The following is a 24280-nucleotide window of genomic DNA, read 5'->3' on the forward strand; positions in this document are numbered from 1 at the left end:
ATCGTTATGATAGTAGAAGTGGTTGGGGGCCCGTCCAGCACCTGGCTGCTCCCGGGCGTCGGGTGACCGCGCCTGGATTCAGCCTGCCGGCGCCAACGCGGCCACGAGGCCGTCGTAGGCCTTCGGCAGCGGCGGCGCATAGTCGCCCCGCTTGCTGGTGGCCAGCCGGGCGCGCACCAGTCCCTCGGCGGTGACGATGGCGGCGGCCACGCCGTCGATCACCGGCACGCCGAGTTCGTCGCCGAGCCGCTGGCACAGATCGGCCATGCCGGCGCAGCCCAGCACGATGGCGCCGCAATCGTCCTCGGCCAGCGCACGCCGGCATTCAGCCAGGATCGTGCGGTAGGCATCGGTGGCCGGGTTCTCCAGATCGAGCACCGCGATCTCGGTGGCGCGTACGCGCCGGCAGTGGCGGCGCACGCCGTACTTGTCGACCAGGTGCTGGGTGATCACGTTGGTGCGTTTGAGCGTCGTGACGACCGAGAACCCGGTGGCCAGGTAGCTGGCGCTGCGCATGGCCGCTTCGGCGATGCCGATCACCGGGCCGCGGGCCAACTCCCGCGCGGCGTCCAGGCCCGGGTCGCCGAAGCAGGCGATGACATAGGCATCCACGCCCTCCAGCTCGCCACGGCGAACTTCTTCGAGCAGGCCGACGCAGGCCAGCGCCTCGTCGTAATGCCCTTCGATCGACGCCGGGCCGTGCCGCGGGCAGACGGCCTCGATCACGGTGCCTGGCCACGCGACGGCCTGCGCCGCGACGCGGATCAGCCCGGTCATGGACTGGCTGGTGTTGGGGTTGATGACCTTGATGCGCATTGCTGGTGTTCCGGGCTCGTTCAATGGCGACAACTTGGATTGTCTTCAAAAAATACTTGAATTGTCTTCTATTTCAAGTCATCTATGCCTGCGAAAGGTCTTCCGTGCGTGCAGCGCCCGTCGGCAAAGCTCAATCGCGGGCGGCGAGCTTGGTGGCGTGGCCATGCCACGACTCGTGCTGCAGAACGATCTCCAGCGCCAGTCCGTCGGGGCCGCCGTGCCAGATGCGCTGGGCAATGCGAAAGTGCATGTTCGCGCACACGATGACGTCGCCTGAATGCAGGCCGCCCGCGGCGTGAAGGTCATGCAGCAGCGGTTGGAGTCTGGCCATGGCGGCGGAAGCGGTCGCGCAGATCAGCGGCTGCATGAAGGAGGCTTTGATGCGGATGGGCATGGGATGTCATCTCCAAGGCGGGGTCCGGGTCGGATCGTGTTCTCGCCACGCCCTCGTGGTGGCGCCAGTGCCCGCTGGGCTTGAGGCCGGGCGGGCACTGGTTGGTCCGCACGGGGAGTCGAGCCTGCCCCAGCCAGGGGGCCCGATTCGCGTGCGCGGATGGCTTCAGAACCTCACGTGGCGGTGCGCTTCGGCGCGTAGGCGCCCGGGACCGCTGCGCTGATGGCCTGGTGGTTGAGTGCCCAATAGATCACGGCCGCCACGGCGCCCGCGACGAAGATCGAGAAGTGGGAGAAGGCCGAGAGTGCCGGCAGCATCGCCGTCGCGAAGCCGATCAGCGAGGCCGGAATCAGCGCGTAGACCGCCTTCATGTTGACGCCGTTCTGGTACCAGTAGCGCCCATTCGGGTTCATCGTGTACAGGTCGGGCACCGTGACCGAGCGCTTCTTCACCAGGTAGTAGTCCACCAGCAGGATGCCGTACAGCGGGCCGATGGCGCAGGCCAGCATGTCGATCGTGTAGTGGATCATCTCGGGGTTCTTGAACAGGTTCCACGGCGTCACGAAGATCGAGCCCACTGCGGCCATCATGCCGCCCATGCGCCAACTGATCTTGTTCGGCGCGAGGTTCGTGAAGTCGAAGGCCGAAGGCACGAAGTTGGCGACGATGTTGATGCCGATGGTGGCCAGCACGAAGGTCACGGCGCCCAGCAGCACCACGGTGGGCGAATCCATCCGGCCGACCATCTCGACCGGGTCGGTGATCAGTGCGCCGAACACCGGCACCGTGGCCGCCGTCGTCACCACGGTGACGATGGAGAAGGCCAGGTAGTTGATCGGCAGACCCAGGAAGTTGCCCTTCTTCACTTCGTCGAAGCTCTTGGCGTAGCGCGAAAAATCGCCAAAGTTCAGCACCGGCCCGGCGAAGTAGCCCGCCACCAGCGCGATGGAGGTGATCATCGTGGTGACCACACCCCAGCCTTCGAGCTGCTTGTCGCCCAGCTTCAGGCTCAGGTCGCCGCCCGATTTCCACAGCATCCAGCCCGCCAGCACGAACATCACGACATAGACGGCGGGGCCGGCGATGTCGATGAACTTCTTGATCGCCTCCATGCCGTTCCAGAAGACCAGGGCCTGCAGCACCCACATCGTCATGAACGCCGCCCAGCCCACCGTCGAGAGGCCGGCAAAGCCGTGCAGCTCAAGCTGCGCGTAGGGCGCCACTTCGGGGAAGAATTTGAGCGCCAGCACGACCAGCGCATGCGAGGCCAGGTAGGTCTGGATGCCGTACCAGCCGACCGCGATCAGCCCGCGAATCAGCGCCGGAATCTGCGCGCCGCGCACACCGAAGGGCGAGCGGCACATCACTGGATAGGGCACGCCGTGCGTCTGGCTCGGGTTGGCGATCAGGTTGCAGAAGAACTGCACGATCAGGATGCCCGCCAGCAGCGAGACCAGCACCTGCCAGCTCGTCAGGCCCAGCGCGAACAGGCTGCCGGCAAAGATGTAGCCGCCGACGCTGTGAACGTCGCTCATCCAGTAACAAAAAATGTTGAAGCGGGACCAAGTCTGGTTTTTGAGGGGCGCCAACTCGTGGTTGTACAGACTGGGCGAGGCGTTGGGGATGACTTCGATGTCATCGCCCTTGCGATCACTGTGAGACATGACTTACTCCTTGCGTGTCGATGGAAAGAGCATCGGGAGCTCGAAAGTGGTCCGGCGGCTGCCACCGCACGGCCCGGGCTTTGACGGCCCCGATCCTGGCCGTCTCTCTCGTGATGCAAGAAGCGGGCCAAAGACGACAAAATATTTGATATCTTGTTCTCTGGCCGGATTAAGATTGTCGTCAAGTAATTGATTCGGTTGAATTTTTCACGTGCGCGGGGGCGGCCGAGAGCGTGCGCTGCGCAGGTGTTCGACCATCCTGGCTCACGGGTTGTCGTCAGGCGCAATGCCCCATTTACGCCAATTCACCGCACCAGGAGACGGCATTCGGTTCTGACAGGGGGCTCTGGGCGATGAAATGGGGCGCGGGGCGCCGCCGCGTCGGCCCGCGTAACGCGGGCCGCTCAGCCCCGCTTGCGGGCGGGCTTGGCCGCCGGGCCGGGCCGGTGGGAGGGCAACTGGAAAATTTGCTCGAAGTCGAGTTCAGCCGGCTCGGACGTGGGGTGCTGGATGCCCTGCTCCACGTGGTCCAGGTGGTCCAGCATCAAGCGCTCGGCGCGCTTGACGTCGCCCTGCTCGATCGCGGCCACCAGTTCCGCGTGTTCGTGCGGCGGGCAGGCGCCGGCCGCCAGCGCGTCGTACTGGGCGATCGCCAGGCTGGTCAGCGCCGACAGCCGGCGCAGCGTGTCGCTGAACATCCGGTTCTCGGTGATCAGCGCCAACTGCACGTGGAACTCGCCCGTCAGTTGCGCCAGCCGGGCGCGGTCGCCGCTGGCGCGCGCCTCGTCCTCGCTCTGCACGTGGCTGCGCAGCGCGACGACCGGCTGGCCGCCATGGCGCTCGGCAAGCTGGATCACGATCGCCCGCTCCAGCGCGCGCCGCATGTCGAACACGTCCTGCAAATCGCGCGGCGTCGGGCAGGCCACGAACGCGCCCCGGTTGGCACGCAATTCGATCACCATCTCCTGGTTCAACCGCATCAGCACTTCCCGGATGCGAGCGCGGTGGGTGCGGAAGGTCTGTGCCAGGCGCTCCTCGCTCAGCTTCATGCCGGGCAGCAGCCGGCGCTCGCTGATGGCCGAGTAGATGCGCTCGTAGATTTCCTGATGGGTGAGGGCGGCGGTCACGAAGAAGGCACTGGGATCACGGGCAAGGCGCGGGGCATCAGCAAGGGCAGGGCCTCACCACAACTGCCACCACGCCGACGACTTGGGCTTGAAGCCGCGCGCCACGTATTCGCTGTTGGGGTAGTTCTGCTCCAGCACGCGCTTGCTGTCGTCGCGCAACTGCGCCAGGTTCAGCTTGTCGTAGGACTGCACCAGGATGTAGAGCGCTTCTTCCAGCGCCGGCGCGTCGCGGTAGTCGGCCAGGGCCTGCTGCGCTCGGTTGACCGCCGCCACGTAGGCGCCGCGCGTGTAGTAGTAGCGCGCCACGTGCACTTCGTACTGCGCCAGCGCGTTCACGGTGTAGCGCATGCGTGCCCGCGCGTCGGGGGCATAGCGCGAGTCGGGGAAGCGCGTGACCAGGTCGTTGAACGACTCGAACGCTTCCTTGGCCGCCTTCTGGTCGCGCTCGGACAAGTCCTGCCGCGACAGGAACGAGAACAGCCCCAACTCGTCGTTGAAGTTGATCACGCCCTTCAGGTAGAGCGCGTAGTCGATCGCCGGGCTGGCCGGGTGCAGCCGCATGAAGCGGTCCAGGGTGGCCACGGCCTCGGCCTTTTCGCCGTTCTTGAACTGCGCGTAGGCCTTGTCCAGCTGCGCCTGTTGCGCCAGCGGCGTGCCGGCGGCGCGGCCTTCCAGCTTCTCGTACAGCGGGATGGCCTTGTCGTAGCCGCCGGAATTGAGTTCGTCCTTGGCCTCGGCGTGGATGCGGTTGGGGCTCCAGCCGGCGGTGCGGTCGGTCGGCGTGGACGAGCAGGCCGCCAGCAGCGCGGCGGCGGTCAGCGCCGCAGCGCCTGCCGCCGATAATCGGGCACGTTGCATCGGTGGCATTCCTCTTGAAACAAGCTCGGTCGATTATATCGGCGCCCCCCTTCGAAGACCCCGAGGACGACGCGGCCGACCCCGGCGGCGCGGCCGAGAAGCGCCAATTGGCCGTCCCGGCCGGGCTGCACGGCCAGCGGTTGGACCGCGCGCTGGCCGCGCTGGTGCCCGAGTTCTCGCGCAGCTACCTGAGTCAGCTCATCGAGCAGGACGCCGCGCGCCTGAACGGCGCCGCCGCCGCCAAGCCGGCGCAGAAGGTCAAGGCCGGCGACGCGCTGACCATCGAGCTGCGCCCCACGCCCATGAGCCAGGCCTTCGTGCCGCAGGCTCTGCCGCTGGACGTGGTGTACGAGGACGAGCACCTGGCCGTGATCAACAAGCCCGCCGGCCTGGTGGTGCACCCCGCGCCGGGAAACTGGAGCGGCACCCTGCTCAACGCCCTGCTGGCGCGCGACCCCCGGGCGGCGCTGCTGCCGCGCGCCGGTATCGTGCACCGGCTGGACAAGGACACCAGCGGCCTGATGATGGTGGCGCGCTCGCGCCCGACCATGGACGCCCTGGTCGCGCGCATCGCCGCGCGCGAGGTGCGGCGCGAATACCTGGCCCTGGCGCACCGGCCCTGGGCCGGCCCGGCCCGGCGCGAGGTGGACGCCCCCATTGGGCGCGATCCCCGCAACCGCCTGCGCATGGCCGTGGTGGATCCGGACCGGAACGCCGGCAAGCCCGCGCAGACTTTGTGCGAGCTGCTCCAGAATGCGGAGCAGGGCTGCCTCGTGCGCTGCCTGCTGCGCACCGGCCGCACGCACCAGATCCGCGTGCACCTGGCCAGCCTGGGGCATCCGCTGGTGGGCGATGCGCTGTACGGCGGCTTGCCGGCCGCCGGGATGGCGCGGCAGGCGCTGCACGCGCGGCGGCTGGCCTTCGCGCACCCGGTCACTGGCGCGCCGCTGGCCTTCGCCGCGCCGCTGCCCGGCGACCTGGCGGCGGCGCTGGCGGCCTGGGGCCTTACAATTGGCGCTGACGACGCGGCCGCCGGACAGCTAGGTTGATTGACCGTTTCGTCGTGGGCGCCGCGCCAGCGGCCCCGTCATTCCAGTCCCGGGCCCCGGGCCCGAACCGCGCGTCCCAGGCGCGCCCTTTCCCAGCAAAGAGACTCAAGCCTTGACTTCCGCGGACGCCAAGCGCATCCTCGAAACCGCGCTGATCTGCGCGCAGCAGCCCCTGCCGATGCGCGAGCTGCGCGTGCTGTTCGCCGACGAGGTCGGCGCCGACACCCTCAAGACCCTGTTGCTGGAGCTGCAGGACGAGTGGGCGCAGCGCGGCGTCGAACTGGTGCAGGTGGCCAGCGGCTGGCGTTTCCAGAGCCGGCCCGAGATGCGCGAATACCTGGACCGCCTGCACCCCGAGAAGCCGCCCCGCTACACCCGCGCGACGCTGGAGACGCTGGCCATCATCGCCTACCGCCAGCCGGTGACGCGCGGCGACATGGAAGACATCCGCGGCGTCACCATCAACTCCCTGCTGCTCAGGCAACTGGAGGACCGCGGCTGGGTCGAGGTCATCGGCCACCGCGAAACCGTGGGCCGGCCGGCGCTGTACGCCACCACCCGGCAGTTCCTGGACGACCTGGGCCTGGCGTCGCTGGACCAGTTGCCGCTGCTGGAAGCCGCCTCCGACCAGGCGGCCAGCATGTTCGACGCCCTCGGCCCGGCCGCGCAAGACGCGCTGGCCACCGCGACGCTCTCCGGCGAAACCCCGATACCCGAACCTCCCGCAGCCGTTGCCGCCGACGCGGACGCCGATCCGCAGGCCGCCGCCGTTTCCGAATCCCCCGTTCCAGACCCCACCACGCCATGAGCCCCGACGAGCCTTCCGCACCGCAGTCCGGCGACGCCGGCGAGCCCTCCGGGCATCCTGAGAATCTGGAGAAAAAAGTGACTCCAGCCAGCATGGATGAAGCGCCGGAAGCTATTGAAAATATAGCAATCGACATGCCGGACAGCGCCGTGCCGTCCGCCGCCGACGATCAGCCCGTGGCCTTCGACGACCTGGTTTCAGGCCGCTTCGACGAGGACGCCGCCGCCGCGCCGGCGGCCGCGCCCAAGCGCGTGCTGCTGCCCCAGCCCGAGCAGCCCAAGCTGCACAAGGTGCTGGCGCAGGCGGGCCTGGGCTCGCGGCTGGAGATGGAGCAGCTCATCGTGGAGGGCCGCATCTCGGTCAACAACCAGCCGGCGCACATCGGCCAGCGCATCCAGTTCGGCGATCAGGTCAAGATCAACGGTAGGCCGATCACGCTGCGCATCGCGCCGCCGCCCGCGCGCGTGCTGGCCTACCACAAGCCGGTGGGCGAGGTCGTCACCCACGACGACCCGCAGAACCGACCCACCGTCTTCCGCCGGCTGCCGCGTCTGCCGCAGGGCAAGTGGCAGTCGGTCGGCCGGCTGGACCTGAACACCGAGGGGCTGCTGCTGTTCACCAACTCGGGCGAGCTGGCCAACCGGCTGATGCACCCCCGCTTCGGCCTGGAGCGAGAGTACGCCGTGCGGGTGCTGGGCGCGCTCACCGACGGCGAGAAGCAGCGCCTGCTGGACGGCGTGCCGCTGGACGACGGCCCGGCGCAGTTCAGCTCGATCCAGGAAGAGGGCCTGGGCGAGGGCGCCAACCAGTGGTACCGCGTGACCATCTCCGAGGGCCGCAACCGCGAGGTGCGGCGCATGATCGAATCCGTCGGCCACGCCGTCAGCCGCCTGATCCGCATCCGCTACGGCGCCATGCTGCTGCCGCGCGGCTTGCGGCGCGGCATGTGGATGGAGCTGGGCGAGCGCGACATCCGCGCGCTGGGCGAGGCCTCCGGCACGCCCGACCGGGTGCTGCGCGGCGGGCGCGATCCGGACGCGGCAGTGCCCGACAAGCCGCGCCGCGGGCGGGGCGACCGCTCGCGCGGCAGCGGACCGCGCCCCAACATGGCCGGCGCGGGCGCGGGCGCCGGCGGCCCGCGCGAGCAGCCGCCGCGCCAGGGGCCGGGCGGCGGTAAGCGTCGCGGCGGCGGCAATCTCGGCGCGGGCGGCGACAGTCCGCAGCCCGATCCGATGAAGACCTCGCTGGGCTACATCGGCGCCGACAGCTTCACCCGCCAGCGCGCCAGCAAGGCCGCGGGCGGGCCGGCCGGCCCGCGCCGCGGGCAAGGCGGCGGCAAGCGCCGCGGATGACCAGCCCCGGTTAAAATCATAGGCTTTGCCCAACGGGCGGAAGTCCCTTTCAATCCATCAGGAAAACCAAGCACATGGCCACCGAACGCACCCTGTCCATCATCAAGCCCGACGCCGTCGCCAAGAACGTCATCGGCCAGATCTACGCCCGCTTCGAGGCCGCCGGCCTGAAGGTCGCCGCCGCCCGCATGCAGCACCTGTCGCGCCGCGAGGCCGAGCAGTTCTACGCCGTGCACAAGGAGCGCCCGTTCTTCAAGGACCTGGTGGACTTCATGATCTCCGGCCCGGTGATGATCCAGGCGCTGGAAGGCGAGGGCGCCATCGCCAAGAACCGCGACCTGATGGGCGCCACCGACCCCAAGAAGGCCGACAAGGGCACCATCCGCGCCGACTTCGCCGACAGCATCGACGCCAACGCCGTGCACGGCTCCGACGCGCCCGAGACGGCCGCCGCCGAAGTGGCGTTCTTCTTCCCCGGCCTCGCGATCTACAGCCGCTGAGGCCGCTGCGCGGCCCGGCCCCGCTGGCATGACCACCGCTCCCGTCAACCTGCTCGATTTCGATCTGGACGGCCTCGCCGCGTTCTGCGAGGGGCTGGGCGAGAAGCGGTTCCGCGCCACGCAGCTGTTCCGCTGGGTTCACCAGCGCGGCGTCGCCGACTTCGGCCAGATGAGCGACTTGGCCAAGTCGTTGCGCGAAAAGCTGGCCGGCCGCGCCCACGTGGCCGCGCTGTCTGTCATCAGCCAGCACGAGTCGAAGGACGGCACCATCAAGTGGTTGTTCGACGTCGGCGGGGGCAACGCGGTCGAGTCGGTGTTCATCCCCGAGTACGGCGACGCCGTACCGCCCCCTCGGGGCGCGGCTGCCGCAGGCGGCCGGGGGCTGTCAGCGCTTGACCGCGGCACGCTGTGCATCTCGTCGCAGGCCGGCTGCGCCGTCGGCTGCCGCTTCTGCTCCACCGGGCACCAGGGCTTCAGCCGCAACCTGACGACGGGCGAGATCGTCGCCCAGCTTTGGTTCGCCGAGCACTTCCTGCGCCGGCACCTCGCTACGGACGAGCGCGTCATCTCCAACGTGGTGATGATGGGCATGGGCGAGCCGCTGCAGAACTACGACCGCCTGGTGCCCGCGCTGCGCACCATGCTCGACGACCACGGCTACGGCCTGTCGCGCCGGCGCGTCACGGTCTCCACCTCCGGCGTGGTGCCCATGATCGACCGCCTGGCGCACGACTGCCCGGTGGCGCTGGCGGTGTCGCTTCACGCGCCGGATGATGCGCTGCGCGACCACCTGGTGCCGCTCAACCGCAAGTACCCGCTCGATGAGCTGCTGCGGACCTGCACGCGCTACCTGGCCAGCGCGCCGCGCGACTTCATCACCTTCGAGTACTGCATGCTCGACGGCGTGAACGACGCGCCCGAGCAGGCGCGCGACCTGGTCGATCTGGTGCGCGCGCACGCCGCCGGTGGCCTGCGCTGCAAGTTCAACCTGATTCCCTTCAACCCGTTCCCGGCCTCGGGCCTGGTGCGCTCGCCCGCGCCGCGCGTGCAGGCCTTCGCCCAGGTGCTGAACGAGGCTGGTATCGTCACCACCGTGCGCAAGACGCGCGGCGACGACATCGACGCCGCCTGCGGCCAGTTGGCCGGCGACGTGCAGGACCGCACCCGGGTCCACCAACGCATGGCGCGCCAGCGCACGGTGATGCTGCGCGTGGCGGACACGGCCGATGCACTGCCCGGAAAGGCCGTTTCATGACCCTTGCTTCCCTCCGTTCACGCAAGCTCCTGGCGCTGCTGGCCCTGGGCTGGGTCGGGCTGCTGGCCGGCTGCGGCACGCAGCCCGTCGGCGGCGACGCGCCGGCCGAGTGGCACACGGCCTCCGACGACACCGACGCGCGCAAGCGCGCCCGCACCCGGCTGGCCCTGGCCACGGGCTACTACGAGAACGGCCAGTACACCATCGCGCTGGACGAGCAGAAGAAGGCGCTGCAGGCCGACCCGTCCTTCGCCGACGCCTACAACCTGGGCGGCCTGGTCTACATGGCGCTGGGCGACATGGCGTTGGCCGGCTCGCACTTCCAGCGCGCCATCGCGCTCAACCCGCGCGACGCCGACGCCCTGCACAATCTGGGCTGGCTGCAGTGCCAGCAAGGGCAGTATCCGCAGGCCGTGCAGCAGTTCCAGCGCGCCGTGGCGGTGCCGACCTACCCCGGCCGCGCCAAAACGCTGATGGCGCAGGGCATCTGCGAGGCGCGTGGCGGCGACGCGTCCCAGGCCGAGGCGACGCTGATGCGCTCCTACGAGCTGGACGCCGGCAACCCCGTCACCGGCTACACCCTGGCCCAGTTGCTGTTCCGGCGCGGCGACAACGCCCGTGCGCAGTTCTATATCCGGCGCCTGAACAACAGTGAGCTGGCCAACGCCGAGTCCCTGTGGCTGGGTATCCGGGTCGAGCGGCGCCTGAACGACCGCCGCGCCATGGAGCAGTTGGGGGTGCAGTTGCGCCGGCGCTTCCCGCAGTCGCGCGAGCTGCTGGCCTATGAACAAGGAAATTTCGATGAGTGAGCAGGAGCAGGGCCCGGCCGGCGCGCACGTCGCGCCGCCTTCCGCGGACCAGCCCTCGGCCGGCGCCATGCTGCGCCAGCTGCGCGAGTCGGCCGGCGTGAACGCGGCCGTGCTGGCCAGCGCCATGAAGGTGTCGGTGCAGAAGCTGGAGGCGCTGGAGGCCGACCGGCTGGAACTGCTGCCCGACGTGACGTTCGCGCGCGGTCTGGCCTCGTCCATCTGCCGCTCCTTCGGCGCCGACCCGGCGCCGGTGCTGGAGCGCATGCCGGTGGTCGCGCCGGGCCTGCCGTCGTCCGGCCCCAGCATCAACCAGCCCTTCCGCCGCGCCAGCGATGGGCCGGCGTCGATGCTGTCCGGCAGCTTCTCGCGGCCGCTGCTGATCGCCGTGGCGCTGCTGCTGGCGGGCGCGGCCCTGTTGTGGTTGCTGCCCACGCTGCCAATCCGGTTGGGCGCGCCGGAGCCGGCGGTCACGCCGTCGGGCGACGGCACGGTGCGCGAGAGCGTGACGCCCTCCGTGGCAGCGCCCGAGCCCTCGGCGCCGGCCGAGATGCCGGAGGGCGCCGCGTCGGCCGAACAGGGAGCGCCCGCGACCGCGGCGGCGTCCCAGCCCGGCTCCGCCACCGCCGGTGACCTGCTGGTCTTCACCGCGACGGGCGAGACTTGGGTTGCGGTGCGCGACGCGGCGGGCCGGCAACTGCTCAACCGCACCCTGGCCAGCGGCCAGATCGTGGGCGTGACCGGCGTGCTGCCGCTGGCGGTCACCGTCGGCCGCAAGGACGCCGTCACGGTGACGGTGCGCGGCCAGCCGTTCGACCACAAGTCCCTGAGCAGAACCACCGTGTCCCGCTTCGAGGTGAACTGATGGACGCGCCGCTGGCTTCCCCGCAGCCGATCGCCGTGGCCGGGCCCGCGCCGCGCCGCACGCGCCAGGCGCGCGTGGCCTGGGGCGCGCGCGTGGTCACGGTGGGCGGCGACGCGCCGGTGCGCGTGCAGTCGATGACCAACACCGACACGCAGGACGCCATCGCCACCGCCATTCAGGTGAAGGAACTCGCGCTGGCCGGCAGCGAACTGGTGCGCATCACCGTCAACACGCCCGAGGCGGCGGCGCAGGTGCCCTACGTCCGCGAGCAGCTCGACCGCATGGGCGTGGACGTGCCGCTGATCGGCGACTTCCACTACAACGGCCACCGGCTGCTGACCGATCATCCGGCCTGCGCCGAGGCTTTGAGCAAGTACCGCATCAACCCCGGCAACGTCGGCAAGGGCGCCAAGCGCGACGCGCAGTTCGGCCAGATGGTGGAGGCCGCGCTGAAATGGGACAAGCCGGTGCGCATCGGCGTCAACTGGGGCAGCCTGGACCAGGAGCTGCTGGCCGGCCTGATGGACGAGAACGCCCGGCGGCGCGAGCCGTGGGAGGCGCGCCAGGTGATGTACGAGGCGCTGATCCAGTCCGCCGTCGGCTCGGCCGCGCAGGCGGTGGAACTGGGCATGGACCCGGCGCAGGTCATCCTGAGCTGCAAGGTCAGCGGCGTGCAGGATCTGATCGCCGTGTACCGCGCGCTGGCGCGCCGCTGCGACTACCCGCTGCACCTGGGCCTGACCGAGGCCGGCATGGCCACCAAGGGCACCGTGGCCTCCAGCACCGCGCTGGCCATCCTGCTGCAGGAGGGCATCGGCGACACCATCCGCGTCAGCCTGACGCCGCAGCCGGGCGAGGCGCGCACGCAGGAGGTGGTGGTGGCGTCCGAGATACTGCAGTCGCTGGGCCTGCGCGTGTTCGTGCCCAGCGTCACCGCCTGCCCCGGCTGCGGGCGCACCACCAGCACCACGTTCCAGGAACTGGCCAAGCAGATCGACGACCACCTGCGCGCGCAGATGCCGGTGTGGCGCGCGCGCTACCCCGGCGTGGAGTCGCTCAAGGTGGCGGTGATGGGCTGCATCGTCAACGGCCCGGGCGAGAGCAAGCACGCCGACATCGGCATCAGCCTGCCCGGCACCGGCGAGGCGCCGGCCGCGCCGGTGTTCATCGACGGCGAGAAGGCCCTGACGCTGCGCGGCGAGCACATCGCGCGCGAGTTCCACGCCATCGTCGAGCGCTACATCGAGCAGCGCTTCGGCGAGGCAGCGGCCTGAACCCGGGATTTCAAGACAAATCGGCCTCCAGCCGGCGCGGAACAAGCGCCATTAGCTATAAAAATCATAGTTTCCATCGAATGTCCAAGCCGCTCCGCATCACCGCCGTCAAGGGCATGAACGACATCCTGCCGCCCGAGTCGGCGCGCTGGGAATGGCTGGAGGCCGTGGTGCGCCGCGCCATGGCCGCGCACGCCTTCCGCAACGTGCGCACGCCGATCATGGAGCACACGCAGCTGTTCACGCGCGGGCTGGGCGAGGTGACGGACATCGTCGAGAAGGAGATGTACTCCTTCGAAGACCGGCAGGACCAACACGGCCACGCCGACCACCTGAGCCTGCGCCCCGAGAACACCGCCGGCGTGGTGCGCGCCGCCGCCGAGCACAACCTGCTGTACGACGGCGGCAAGCGGCTGTACTACATGGGCCCCATGTTCCGGCGCGAGCGCCCGCAGCGCGGCCGCTACCGCCAGTTCCACCAGATCGGCGCCGAGGCGCTGGGCTTCGGCGGGCCGGAAGTCGATGCCGAGCTGATCCTGCTGGCCGCCCACCTGTGGGCCGAGTTGGGCATTCGCCACTGGCGGCTGGAGCTCAACTGCCTGGGCCAGCCCGACGAGCGGCGCGGGCACCGCGCGGCGCTGATCGCCTACTTCGAGGCACACCAGGGCCAGCTCGACGAAGACGCGCGCCGGCGCCTGCACAGCAACCCGCTGCGCATCCTCGACACCAAGAACCCCGCCATGCAGGCGCTGGTGGAGGGCGCGCCGAAGCTGATCGACCACCTGGGCGAGGCCTCGCGCGCGCACTTCCAGGCCGTGCAGGACGTGCTCGCCGCCAACGGCATCGCTTTCGCCATCAACCCGCGCCTGGTGCGCGGGCTCGACTACTACAACCTGACGGTGTTCGAGTTCATCACCGAGCACCTGGGCGCGCAGGGCACCCTCTGCGGCGGCGGACGCTACGACTACCTCATCGAGCAGATCGGCGGCAAGCCGGCCCCGGCCGTCGGCTGGGCCTTGGGCGTGGAGCGCGTGCTGGAGCTGCTCAAGGAGGAGGGCGTGGCCGTGCCCGACCCCGTGCCTGACGCCTACGCCGTCATCCCCGACGCCGGCGGCGTGCCCCAGGCCATGCGCTGCCTGCGGGCGCTGCGCGCGCGCGGCGTGGCGGTGCAGATGCACGCTGGCGGCGAGGCTGGCCTGGGCAGCATGAAGAGCCAGTTCAAGAAGGCCGACGGCTCCGGCGCGCGCTTCGCCCTGATCTTCGGCGCCGACGAGGTGGCCGCGGGCGAAGTCACCGTCAAGGCGCTGCGTGACGGCGCGGGCGCGCAGGCGCGCCGGCCGCTGGCCGATCCGGCCACCTGGGCCGACAGCCTAAAATCCCCCGCTTGACCGCAGACTGAACACACATGGCGAAACATCTCGACCTCGAAGAACAGGAGCAGCTTGACGCGCTCAAGCACTTCTGGAACCGTTGGGGCAACCTCATCACCTGGGTGCTGATCGTCGCGCTGGGCGCCTACGCCGCCTGGAACGGTTGGCAATACTGGGAGCGCCGGCAAGGCGCGCTGTCCTCGGCCCTGTACGAGGAGATCGACCGCAGCGCCGAGGCCGGCGACGTGGCCCGCCTGGAGCGCGCCCTGGTCGACATGAAGGACAAGTACGGCGGCACCGCCTACGCCGCGCACGGCGCGCTGCTGGCCGCCAAGGTGCTGCAGGACAAGGCCAAGCCCGCCGAGGCCAAGGCCGCGCTGGCCTGGGTCGCCGACAAGGCGCCCGACGACGGGCTGCGCGCCGTGGCGCGCCTGCGCCTGGCCTCGCTGCAGACCGGCGAGAAAGCCTACGACGAGGCGCTGAAGACCCTCTCGGCCAGCTTCCCGCCGCAGTACGTGGCGCTGGCCGCCGACCGCCGCGGCGACGTGCTGCTGCTGCAGGGCAAGCGCAGCGAGGCGGGGGCCGAGTTCGGCAAGGCCTACCAGGGCCTCGCCGCCGAGAGCGGCGACTACCGGCGCCTGGTGGGCATCAAGCTCAACGCGCTGGGCATCGACCCCGAGGCCGGCAAGACCGGAGCGGCATCATGATGCGGCGCGCCTTCCCTTCTCGCCCTGCCGTGCTGGCCCTGGCGATGGCCGCCGTGCTGGCCGGCTGCGCCGGCGGCTCGGCGCGGCCCACGCCCGCCGAACTGCCGCCTAACGTGGCGCTGGTCGCCGTGCGCCAGGCCTGGGCCGTCAGGCTGCCGGCGGTGAGCTTCCCGCTGCAGGTCCACGCCCAGGGCACGCAGGTGGTGGTGGCCGCCAGCGACGGCACGGTGGTCACGCTCGACGCGGTCAGCGGCCGCGAGTTGGGCCGCGCCAGCGCCGGCGCCGAGCTGTCGGCCGGGGTCGGCAGCGACGGCCGGATCACCGCCGTGGTCACGCGCGCCAACCAGGTCGTGGCGCTGGAAGGCGGCCGCGAGCTGTGGCGCCAGCGGCTGCCGACGCAGAGCTACACCGCGCCGCTGGTGGCCGGCGGACGCGTGTTCGTGCTGGGGGCCGACCGCTCGTTGACCGCGCTCGACGGCCGCAGCGGCGCGCGCCTGTGGAAACTGCAGCGCCCGGCCGAGCCGCTGGTGCTGCGCCAGGCCGGCGTGCTGCTGCCGGTGGGCAACACCCTGGTGGCCGGCATGGCGGGCCGCCTGATCGGCATCGACCCCGACGACGGCGGCGTGCGCTGGGAAGCGCCCGTGGCCTCGGCGCGCGGCACCAACGACGTGGAGCGCCTGGTCGATCTGGTGGGCGGCTTCAGCCGCCAGGGCGACACGGTCTGCGTGCGCGCCTTCCAGGCCGCCGTGGGTTGCGTGGACGCCAGCAACGGCAACTTGCGCTGGGCGCGCCCGGCCAACGGCGCCACCGGCGTGCACGGCGACGACCAGCGCCTGTACGGCGCCGAATCCGACGGTCGCGTGCTGGCCTGGCGCGCCGACACCGGTGAGCGCGCCTGGGCCAGCGAGCGCCTGCAGTGGCGCCACCTCACCGGGCCGCTGGTGCTCGGCCGCTCCGTCATCGTCGGCGACAGCACGGGCCTGGTGCACATGCTCTCGCGCGAGGGCGGCAGCCCGCTCAACCGCTTCAGCACCGACGGCTCCGGCATCGCCGCCACCCCCGTGGCGGCGGGCAACACGCTGGTGGTCGTCACGCGCGCCGGCGGCGTGTTCGGCTACGTGCCGGACTGACTCCCAAGGCCCCTGCGTGAAACCTGTCCTGGCTCTCGTCGGCCGCCCCAACGTCGGCAAGTCCACGCTGTTCAACCGGCTCACCAAGAGCCGCGACGCCATCGTGGCCGACTTCGCCGGCCTCACGCGCGACCGCCACTACGGCCAGGGCCACCTGGGCCGGCGCGAGTACATCGTCATCGACACCGGCGGCTTCGAGCCGGACGCCGAGTCCGGCATCGTCAAGGAGATGGCCCGCCAGACCCAGCAGGCCGTGGCCGAGGCGGACGTGGTGCTCTTCGTCGTCGACGCGCGCGCCGGCTTGTCGGCGCAGGACCACGACATCGCGGTCTACCTGCGCCGCCTGGGCAAGCACTGCCTGCTGGTGGCCAACAAGGCCGAGGGCATGCGCGAGGGCGCGCAACTGGCCGAGTTCTACGAGCTGGGCCTGGGCGAGGTCATCCCCGTGTCGGCCGCGCACGGCCAGGGCGTGCGCGACCTGGTGGAAGCCGCGCTGGACGCCATCGGCCTGTCCGAGCCCGAGGAGGATGCGGCGGCCGAGGACGACGGCACCATCCGTTTGGCCGTGGCCGGGCGCCCCAACGTCGGCAAATCCACCCTCATCAACACCTGGCTGGGCGAGGAGCGGCTGGTCGCCTTCGACCTGCCGGGCACCACGCGCGACGCCATCACGGTGCCGTTCGAGCGCGACGGCCAGAAGTTCGCGCTGATCGACACCGCTGGCCTGCGCCGCAAGGGCAAGGTGTTCGAGGCGATCGAGAAGTTCTCCGTCGTCAAGACACTGCAGGCCATCGAGTCGGCCAACGTCGTGCTGCTGCTGCTGGACGCCACGCAGGGCGTGACCGACCAGGACGCGCACATCGCCGGCTTCATCCTGGACGCCGGCCGCGCCGTGGTGCTGGCCATCAACAAGTGGGACGCGGTGGATGCCTACCAGCGCGAGCTGGTCCAGCGCTCCATCGAGACGCGGCTGGCGTTCCTGAAGTTCGCCGAGCTGCATTTCATCTCGGCCAGGAAGCGCCAGGGCCTGGGCCCGCTGTGGCGCTCCATCGCCAAGGCGCACCAGGCGGCCATGCGCAAGATGCCGACGCCGCAGCTCACCCGCCTGCTGCAGGAGGCGGTGCAGTTCCAGGCGCCCAAGCGCTCGGGCATGTACCGGCCCAAGCTGCGCTACGCCCACCAGGGCGGCATGAACCCGCCGGTGATCGTGGTGCACGGCAACTCGCTCGAAGGCGTGACCGATGCCTACAAGCGCTTCCTGGAAGGGCGCTTCCGCAAGGCGTTCGATCTGACCGGCACGCCGCTGCGCGTCGAGATGAAAACGGCGCGGAACCCCTACGCCGAAAAAGACTCCTAACTCCCGATGAAGCGCCTTTGTAGGCCGATATCGCCAATTCGGCGTCCATGGCCCTGATCGCGCCTCTTGTGATGGGCTTGACCATCCCCATGTGGTAAGTTCATTCCTCTTCAACACCTCCATTTTGAACACGGAGAATATCGTGAGCAACAAAGGGCAACTCCTACAAGACCCGTTTCTGAACACCCTGCGGCGCGAGCACATCCCGGTTTCCATCTATCTGGTGAACGGCATCAAGCTCCAGGGTCAGATCGAATCCTTCGACCAATACGTCGTGCTGCTGCGCAACACCGTCACGCAAATGGTCTACAAGCACGCCATCTCGACCATCGTGCCGGGACGCCCCGTCAATTTCTCGGCCAGCGCCGACAACCCTGAATCCGAAGCCAAATAAGCCTGCAGCCCGCGCCACATCTGCGCCAACAGCTCCTAAAAAAGGAGCAAACGCGTGGATCGGCGAACCAGCCGCCCTTCCACGTTGCCCGCCACCGCACCTCCTCAACGCGCCGCCGCCGTGCTGGTGGGGGTGGACCTTGGCGCGCCGCATTTCGACGGTGAGCTGCAGGAGCTCGGCCTGCTGGCCGAGACCGCCGGCATGGACCCGGTGGCGCGCTTGACCTGCCGCCGCAAGGCGCCCGATGCGGCGCTGTTCGTCGGCAGCGGCAAGGCCGACGAGATCCGCCTGCTGGCCGAGGCCGAGGGTGCGCAGGAAGTGCTGTTCGACCAGGCCCTCAGCCCGGCGCAGCAGCGCAACCTGGAGCGCGCCATCGGCCTGCCGGTCAACGACCGCACCCTGCTCATCCTGGAAATCTTCGCCCAGCGCGCGCGCAGCCACGAGGGCAAGCTGCAGGTCGAGCTGGCGCGCCTGCAGTACCTCAGCACCCGCCTGGTGCGCCGCTGGTCGCACCTGGAGCGCCAGCAGGGCGGCATCGGCGGGCGCGGCGGTCCCGGCGAGACCCAGATCGAGTTGGATCGTCGCATGATCGGCGAGTCCATCAAGCGCACCAAGGAGCGCCTGATCAAGGTCAAGCGCCAGCGCCGCACCCAGCGCCGCCAGCGCGAGCGGCGCGAGACCTTCAACATCTCCCTGGTCGGCTACACCAACGCCGGCAAGTCCACGCTGTTCAACGCTCTGGTCAAGGCGCGCGCCTACGCGGCAGACCAGCTCTTCGCCACGCTGGACACCACCACGCGCCAGCTCTACCTCGCCCACGCCGGCGCCGCCGAGGACGGCAGCGCCGGGCGCTCGGTCTCGTTGTCAGACACCGTGGGCTTCATCCGCGACCTGCCGCACGGCCTGGTCGAGGCTTTCCAGGCCACGCTGCAGGAGGCCGCCGACGCCGACCTGCTGCTGCACGTCGTCGATGCCGCCAACCCCGGCTTTCCCGAGCAGATGGCCGAGGTGCAGCGGGTGCTGCACGACATCGGCGCCGGCGGCGTGCCGCAACTGGCGGTGTTTAACAAGCTCGACGCGCTGGACGAGTCGCGCCGTCCCCACGCCTTGCAGGACACGATGGACGTGGAAGGCCGCTCGGTGGGCCGCGTGTTCGTGAGCGCGCGCACCGGCGAGGGCCTGCCGCTGCTGCGCGCCGAACTGGCGCGTCGCGCCCAGGCCGCGCCGCCGCTGAACAACCCGACTTCCGGTCCCGCCACCCCGATTGGGCACAATCATGGGTTGCACAGCCGAGACCTCGACGAATGAAAGACCGCTTCAGCTCCCCGCGCCTGGCCGCCTGGCCTGGTCGCCTCCGGGGCATGTTCAACCTGAATGACCCGCAGTGGGGGCGTGGCGGCGATGCCGGCGGCCCGGACGAGCCGCGCCCGGACGACCAGCGTCCCGCCGAGCCGCCGCGCCCGCAGCCTCCCTCGCCGCCGTCGCAGCCCCTGCGCGGCCGCGGCCCCAGCCAGGGCCCGCCCGACCTGGACGAGCTGTGGCGCGACCTTACCCGCAAGCTGAACGGTCTGTTCGGCAGGGGCGGCAACGGCCGCCGTCCCGGTGGCGGGGGGGGCGGCAACTTCCATCCCGACATGAAGAGCGCCGGCCTCGGCATGGGCCTGATCGGCGCCGTCGCCGTGCTGATCTGGCTGGGCACGGGCTTCTTCATCGTGCAGGAAGGCCAACAGGCCGTCATCACCCAGTTCGGGCGCTACCAGTCCACCGTGGGCGCCGGCTTCAACTGGCGCCTGCCGTACCCCATCCAGCGCCACGAGACCGTGCGCGTGACGCAGATCCGCTCGGTCGACGTGGGCCGCGACAACGTCATCAAGTCCACCGGCCTGCGCGAGTCGGCCATGCTGACGCAGGACGAGAACATCGTCGAGATCAAGTTCGCCGTGCAGTACCGCCTGAACGACGCGCGCGCCTACCTGTTCGAGAGCAAGAGCCCCGACGACGCCGTGGTGCAGGCCGCCGAGAGCGCCGTGCGCGAGGTCGTCGGCAAGATGACCATGGACACCGCCATGGCCGAGGAACGCGACCAGATCGCCCCGCGCGTGCGCGACCTGATGCAGACCATCCTGGACCGCTACAAGGTCGGCGTCGAGGTGGTGGCCGTCAACATGCAGCAGGGCGGCGTGCGTCCGCCCGAGCAGGTGCAGGCCGCCTTCGACGATGTGCTCAAGGCCGGCCAGGAGCGCGAGCGCGTGAAGAACGAGGCCCAGGCTTACGCCAACGACGTGGTGCCGCGCGCCGTCGGCACCGCCGCCCGCCTGACGCAGGAGGCCGAGGGCTACAAGGCCCGCATCGTCGCGCAAGCGCAGGGCGATTCGCAGCGCTTCTCGTCCGTGCTGGCCGAATACCAGAAGGCACCGCAGGTCACCCGCGACCGCATGTACGTCGACGCCATGCAGCAGATATACGGCGGCGTCAACAAGATCATCATCGACAGCCGCGCCGGCGGCAACCTGATGTACCTGCCGCTCGACAAGATCCTGCAGTCGGCCGGCGCCGCCACGCCGGCGGCCGCCGCGCCGTCACCGGCGCCCGCGCCCGCCGCGCAGACCGCGCCCGACGCGCGCGCCCGGGGCGACGCTCGCGGCCGCGAGCGCGAATCCCGCTGATCAGGAGGCTGCACACCATGAATAAAGTCGGCTTCATCGGCACCACCGTCCTCATCGCCCTGGCCCTGCTGGCCTCGACCATGTTCGTCGTTGACCAGCGCCAGTTCGGCGTGGTCTACCAGCTCGGCCAGATCAAGGAAGTCATCGTCCAGCCGGGCCTTAACTTCAAACTGCCACCGCCGTTCCAGAACGTCAACTACATCGACAAGCGCCTGCTCACCCTCGACAGCATGGACACCGAACCGGTGCTCACGGCCGAGAAGCAGCGTGTCGTCATCGACTGGTACGTGCGCTGGCGCATCACCGATCCGCAGGCCTACATCCGCAACGTCGGCCTGGACGAGAACGCCGGCGCCATGCAGCTCAACCGCGTCGTGCGCAACGCCTTCCAGGAGGAGATCAACCGCCGCACCGTGCGCGAGCTGATCTCCACCCGGCGCGAGACCCTGATGGCCGACGTCAAGCGAGAGGTGACCGAATCCGTCAAGGGCGAGAAGCCCTGGGGCATCGACATCGTCGACGTGCGCATCACCCGCGCCGACTACGTCGAGTCCATCACCGAATCGGTGTACCGCCGCATGCAGGCCGAGCGCCAGCGCGTCGCCAACGAGTTGCGCTCCACCGGCGCCGCCGAGGGCGAGCAGATCCGCGCCAGCGCCGACCGCCAGCGCGAGATCACCGTGGCCAATGCCTACCGCGACGCCGAGAAGGTGCGCGGCGAGGGCGACGCCGCGGCCACCCGCACCTACGGCGAAGCCTTCGGCAAGGACCCGCAGTTCGCCGAGTTCTACCGCAGCCTCGACGCCTACAAGGCCAGCATCGGCCAGAAGGGCGACGTGCTGGTCATCGACCCCGCCTCGTCGGACTTCTTCAAGAACCTGCGCGGCGCGCCAGCGCGTCGGTAGACCCGCGGGCAGGACGCGCCGCATGAACAGCGACGTCCTGCTGGCCGCCCTGGGCCTGGTCTTCCTCATCGAGGGCCTGCTGCCCCTCCTGGCCCCCGGCGCCTGGCGCCGGGTCTTCACCCAGATGCTGCAACTGCACGACGGGCAGATCCGCTTCTTCGGCCTGGCCGGGGTGCTGGGCGGGCTGATCCTGCTCTGGCTGAGCTGAGGCCCCTCGGGGGCAGCGAGCCCCGTGCAGCGGGGAAGCGTTGGGGGCCGCCGGCCGCTGCCGGGCCGCCCCAAGGCGGCCGGAGCCCCCTCGGGGGGCAGCGGACCACGCGCAGCGGGGAAGCGTGGGGGCCACATCCACCTGGCCGGTAGAATCACGTTTTTAACAGCCCCGCGAAAGCTGACAAGCCATGTCCGCCTGGCTCCTGCCGGATCACATCGCCGATGTATTGCCCTCCGAGGCCCGGCACATCGAGGAACTCCGCCGTCAACTGCTCGACACCGCCCGCGGGTACGGTTATGAGTTGGTGATCCCGCCGCTCATCGAGCACCTCGAATCCCTGCTCACCGGTACCGGCGAGGCGCTGGGCCTGCAGACTTTCAAGCTGGTGGACCAGCTCTCCGGCCGCACCCTCGGCCTGCGCGCCGACACCACGCCCCAGGTGGCGCGCATCGACGCCCACTTGCTGGGCCGCGGCGCCGTCACGCGCCTGTGCTACTGCGGTCCGGTGCTGCACACCCGCCCCGAACGCCCGCACGCCACGCGCGAGCCGCTGCAGTTCGGCGCCGAGATCTACGGCCACCCGGGGCGCGAGGCCGACCTCGAGATCCTCTCGCTGGCGCTCGACTGCCTGCGCGCCGCGCCCGTGGAGGGCCTGAGCGTGGACCTGGCCGACGCGCGCATCGTGCGCGCGCTGCTGGCGGACGTGCCGGCCGACGAGACCGTGCGGGCCGACATCCACCGCGCCCTGGCCACCAAGGACGCCAGCGAACTGGCGCGCGTCAGCCGCGGCCTGCCGGCGGCCACGCGCGAGGGCCTGCGGGCGCTGGTCGGCCTGTACGGCGGCGCCGAGGTGCTGGATAAGGCCGAAAAAGTCCTCCAGCCCGCGCCGGAATTGCGCCAGGCGCTATCGGATTTGAAGTGGCTGGCGTCTCGCCTGGAGGGCGTTCGCGTCAGCTTCGACCTGGCCGACGCGCGCGGCTGGGGCTACTACAGCGGCGCGCGCTTCGCCATCTATGCCGAGGGCGCGGGCGATGCGTTGCTGCGCGGTGGGCGCTACGACGGCGTGGGCGCGGTGTTCGGCCACAAGCTCGACCGTGAGCGGCCGGCCGTGGGTTTCAGCCTGGACGTCAAGCAGTTGGTGCGCGTGGCCGCGTCGCGCCCGCTGCGCGCGGCCATCCGCGCGCCTTGGAGCGACGCGCCGGGCCTGCCGGCGGCGGTGGCCGGGCTGCGCCGCCAGGGCGAGACCGTGGTGTGCGTGCTGCCGGGCCACGAGAGCGAGATCGACGAGTTCCACTGCGACCGCGAGCTGGTCCGGCATGGCGAGCGCTGGGTCGTGATCGCGCTCTGACCTTTCTTCCATTTTTCGAGCGATAGGAGCCAAAGCGTGACAACTGGACGCAACGTCGTCGTCGTCGGCACCCAGTGGGGCGACGAGGGCAAGGGCAAGCTGGTGGACTGGCTGACGGAGAGCGCCCAGGGCGTGGTCCGCTTCCAGGGCGGCCACAACGCCGGCCACACGCTGGTCATCAACGGCGTGAAGACGGCCCTGCACCTCATTCCCAGCGGCATCATGCGCCCCGGCGTGAAGTGCTACATCGGCAACGGCGTGGTGCTGTCCGTGCCCAAGCTGCTGGAAGAGATCGAGGGGCTGGAGAAGGCTGGCGTGGAGGTGCGCGAGCGCCTGCGCATCAGCGAGGCCTGCCCGCTGATCCTGCCCTTCCACGCCGCGCTGGACATCGCGCGCGAGGCCTACCGCGAGAAAGGCGGCATCGCCAAGATCGGCACCACCGGCCGCGGCATCGGCCCGGCCTACGAGGACAAGATCGCCCGCCGCGCCCTGCGCGTGCAAGACCTGAAGCACCCGGCGCGCTTCGCCGAGAAGCTGAAGGTGCTGCTGGAGCTGCACAACCACGTGCTGACGCAGGTGCTGGGCGCCGAGGCGATCGACTACCAGCCGGTGTACGACGACGCTATGCGCTATGCGCAGATCATCCGGCCCATGATCGCCGACGTCTCGCGCGAGCTGAACGAGGCGCACCGCAACGGCGCCAACCTGCTGTTCGAGGGCGCCCAGGGCACGCTGCTGGACGTGGACCACGGCACCTACCCCTACGTGACGTCGAGCAACTGCGTGGCCGGCAACGCCGCCGCCGGCGCGGGCGTGGGGCCGGGCCTGTTGCACTACATCCTGGGCATCACCAAGGCCTATTGCACCCGCGTGGGCGGCGGCCCGTTCCCGACCGAGCTGGACTGGGAGACGCCGGGTACCGTCGGCCACCACCTCTCCACCGTCGGCGCCGAGAAGGGCGTGACCACCGGGCGCAGCCGCCGCTGCGGTTGGTTCGACGCCGCGCTGCTCAAGCGCTCGGCGCAGGTCAACGGCCTGTCGGGCCTGTGCATCACCAAGCTGGACGTGCTGGACGGCCTGGAGGAACTGAAGCTGTGCATCGGCTACGAGCTGGACGGCGAGACCATCGACATCCTGCCCCTGGGCGCCGACGAGATCGAGCGCTGCCAGCCCATCTACGAGACCATGCAGGGCTGGAGCGAGAGCACCGTGGGTGTCACGCAGTTCGACCGCCTGCCCATCAACGCGCGCCTGTACCTGCAGCGCATCGAGCAGGTGACGGGCGTGCCCATCGATCTGATCTCCACCAGCCCGGATCGCGACCACACCATCATGATGCGGCACCCGTACCTGGCCGACTGATGCGCCGGGTTTCAAGAAAAATCAGCCACTAGCCCGCGTCCGCATTACGATGAAAGCTATTA

The 24280-nt window shown here is 70.2% G+C and carries 24 protein-coding genes; 19 read left to right on the forward strand and 5 right to left on the reverse strand.

Annotated features, from left to right (window positions below; all coding sequences use genetic code 11):
- Positions 1-78: 78 nt before the first annotated feature.
- From IPG65_RS03195 to IPG65_RS03215, 5 genes are all read right to left on the reverse strand, one after another.
- The gene (locus tag IPG65_RS03195; protein ID WP_293187827.1) at positions 79-816 is read right to left on the reverse strand and encodes an aspartate/glutamate racemase family protein; all 738 of its coding nucleotides are present in this window, start codon (positions 814-816) and stop codon (positions 79-81) included.
- A 130-nt stretch (positions 817-946) separates the two neighbouring features.
- Entirely contained in the window at positions 947-1210 is a 264-nt protein-coding gene (locus IPG65_RS03200) for a hypothetical protein (RefSeq protein WP_293187828.1), read from the reverse strand.
- 173 nt (positions 1211-1383) lie between these two features.
- The gene (locus IPG65_RS03205) at positions 1384-2874 is read right to left on the reverse strand and encodes an NCS1 family nucleobase:cation symporter-1 (RefSeq protein ID WP_293187829.1); all 1491 of its coding nucleotides are present in this window, start codon (positions 2872-2874) and stop codon (positions 1384-1386) included.
- A 404-nt stretch (positions 2875-3278) separates the two neighbouring features.
- Positions 3279-4001, reverse strand: coding sequence for a GntR family transcriptional regulator (locus IPG65_RS03210; protein ID WP_293187830.1), 723 nt, complete (start codon positions 3999-4001; stop codon positions 3279-3281).
- Between the two features lie 54 nt (positions 4002-4055).
- A complete protein-coding gene (locus IPG65_RS03215; RefSeq protein WP_293187831.1) occupies positions 4056-4859 on the reverse strand; it encodes an outer membrane protein assembly factor BamD in 804 nt (267 codons plus the stop codon).
- Positions 4860-4966: 107 nt separating this feature from the next.
- Between IPG65_RS03215 and IPG65_RS03220 the strand changes: the two genes are divergently transcribed.
- The 19 genes from IPG65_RS03220 to IPG65_RS03310 all read left to right on the forward strand — a co-directional run bounded on the left by IPG65_RS03220 (position 4967) and on the right by IPG65_RS03310 (position 24218).
- On the forward strand, positions 4967-5908 hold the full coding sequence (locus tag IPG65_RS03220) for an RluA family pseudouridine synthase (RefSeq protein ID WP_293187946.1): 942 nt from the start codon (positions 4967-4969) through the stop codon (positions 5906-5908).
- A gap of 112 nt (positions 5909-6020) precedes the next feature.
- Positions 6021-6716, forward strand: coding sequence for an SMC-Scp complex subunit ScpB (gene scpB, locus IPG65_RS03225; protein ID WP_293187832.1), 696 nt, complete (start codon positions 6021-6023; stop codon positions 6714-6716).
- Positions 6713-8068 carry a pseudouridine synthase gene (locus IPG65_RS03230; protein WP_293187833.1) on the forward strand — a complete coding sequence of 452 codons (1356 nt, stop codon included), beginning with the start codon at positions 6713-6715 and terminating at the stop codon, positions 8066-8068. Before scpB ends, IPG65_RS03230 begins: the two co-directional genes overlap by 4 nt.
- Before the next feature lie 74 nt (positions 8069-8142).
- Positions 8143-8568 (forward strand): nucleoside-diphosphate kinase, encoded by a 426-nt coding sequence (ndk, locus tag IPG65_RS03235; protein WP_293187834.1) that lies wholly within the window; start codon positions 8143-8145, stop codon positions 8566-8568.
- A 28-nt stretch (positions 8569-8596) separates the two neighbouring features.
- The gene (rlmN, locus tag IPG65_RS03240; protein WP_293187835.1) at positions 8597-9823 is read left to right on the forward strand and encodes a 23S rRNA (adenine(2503)-C(2))-methyltransferase RlmN; all 1227 of its coding nucleotides are present in this window, start codon (positions 8597-8599) and stop codon (positions 9821-9823) included.
- On the forward strand, positions 9820-10632 hold the full coding sequence (pilW, locus tag IPG65_RS03245; protein ID WP_293187836.1) for a type IV pilus biogenesis/stability protein PilW: 813 nt from the start codon (positions 9820-9822) through the stop codon (positions 10630-10632). Before rlmN ends, pilW begins: the two co-directional genes overlap by 4 nt.
- A complete protein-coding gene (locus tag IPG65_RS03250) occupies positions 10625-11494 on the forward strand; it encodes a helix-turn-helix domain-containing protein (RefSeq protein WP_293187837.1) in 870 nt (289 codons plus the stop codon). Before pilW ends, IPG65_RS03250 begins: the two co-directional genes overlap by 8 nt.
- Entirely contained in the window at positions 11494-12768 is a 1275-nt protein-coding gene (gene ispG / locus IPG65_RS03255) for a flavodoxin-dependent (E)-4-hydroxy-3-methylbut-2-enyl-diphosphate synthase (protein ID WP_293187838.1), read from the forward strand. The genes IPG65_RS03250 and ispG overlap by 1 nt, the downstream gene beginning before the upstream one ends.
- An 80-nt stretch (positions 12769-12848) precedes the next feature.
- Entirely contained in the window at positions 12849-14156 is a 1308-nt protein-coding gene (gene hisS, locus IPG65_RS03260) for a histidine--tRNA ligase (protein ID WP_293187839.1), read from the forward strand.
- Positions 14157-14173: 17 nt separating this feature from the next.
- Positions 14174-14845: a tetratricopeptide repeat protein gene (locus IPG65_RS03265; RefSeq protein WP_293187840.1), complete on the forward strand. Its 672-nt coding sequence runs from the start codon at positions 14174-14176 to the stop codon at positions 14843-14845.
- On the forward strand, positions 14842-15975 hold the full coding sequence (bamB, locus tag IPG65_RS03270; protein WP_293187841.1) for an outer membrane protein assembly factor BamB: 1134 nt from the start codon (positions 14842-14844) through the stop codon (positions 15973-15975). Before IPG65_RS03265 ends, bamB begins: the two co-directional genes overlap by 4 nt.
- A 16-nt stretch (positions 15976-15991) precedes the next feature.
- Complete coding sequence (der, locus tag IPG65_RS03275) at positions 15992-17332, forward strand: ribosome biogenesis GTPase Der (protein WP_293187842.1); 1341 nt, start codon at positions 15992-15994, stop codon at positions 17330-17332.
- Positions 17333-17456: 124 nt separating this feature from the next.
- Positions 17457-17726, forward strand: coding sequence for an RNA chaperone Hfq (gene hfq, locus IPG65_RS03280; protein ID WP_293187843.1), 270 nt, complete (start codon positions 17457-17459; stop codon positions 17724-17726).
- A 120-nt stretch (positions 17727-17846) separates the two neighbouring features.
- Positions 17847-19034 (forward strand): GTPase HflX, encoded by a 1188-nt coding sequence (gene hflX / locus IPG65_RS03285; protein ID WP_293187947.1) that lies wholly within the window; start codon positions 17847-17849, stop codon positions 19032-19034.
- Positions 19031-20392, forward strand: coding sequence for an FtsH protease activity modulator HflK (hflK, locus tag IPG65_RS03290; RefSeq protein WP_293187844.1), 1362 nt, complete (start codon positions 19031-19033; stop codon positions 20390-20392). Before hflX ends, hflK begins: the two co-directional genes overlap by 4 nt.
- Before the next feature lie 17 nt (positions 20393-20409).
- A complete protein-coding gene (locus IPG65_RS03295; RefSeq protein ID WP_293187845.1) occupies positions 20410-21297 on the forward strand; it encodes a protease modulator HflC in 888 nt (295 codons plus the stop codon).
- Between the two features lie 22 nt (positions 21298-21319).
- Positions 21320-21505, forward strand: a complete 186-nt coding sequence (locus tag IPG65_RS03300) for a DUF2065 domain-containing protein (RefSeq protein WP_293187846.1) — start codon at positions 21320-21322, stop codon at positions 21503-21505.
- 190 nt (positions 21506-21695) lie between these two features.
- Positions 21696-22856, forward strand: coding sequence for an ATP phosphoribosyltransferase regulatory subunit (locus IPG65_RS03305; protein ID WP_293187847.1), 1161 nt, complete (start codon positions 21696-21698; stop codon positions 22854-22856).
- A gap of 36 nt (positions 22857-22892) precedes the next feature.
- Positions 22893-24218, forward strand: coding sequence for an adenylosuccinate synthase (locus tag IPG65_RS03310; RefSeq protein ID WP_293187848.1), 1326 nt, complete (start codon positions 22893-22895; stop codon positions 24216-24218).
- Positions 24219-24280: the final 62 nt, after the last annotated feature.

Source organism: Ottowia sp., assembly GCF_016703145.1.
Taxonomy (GTDB): Bacteria; Pseudomonadota; Gammaproteobacteria; order Burkholderiales; family Burkholderiaceae_C; genus Ottowia.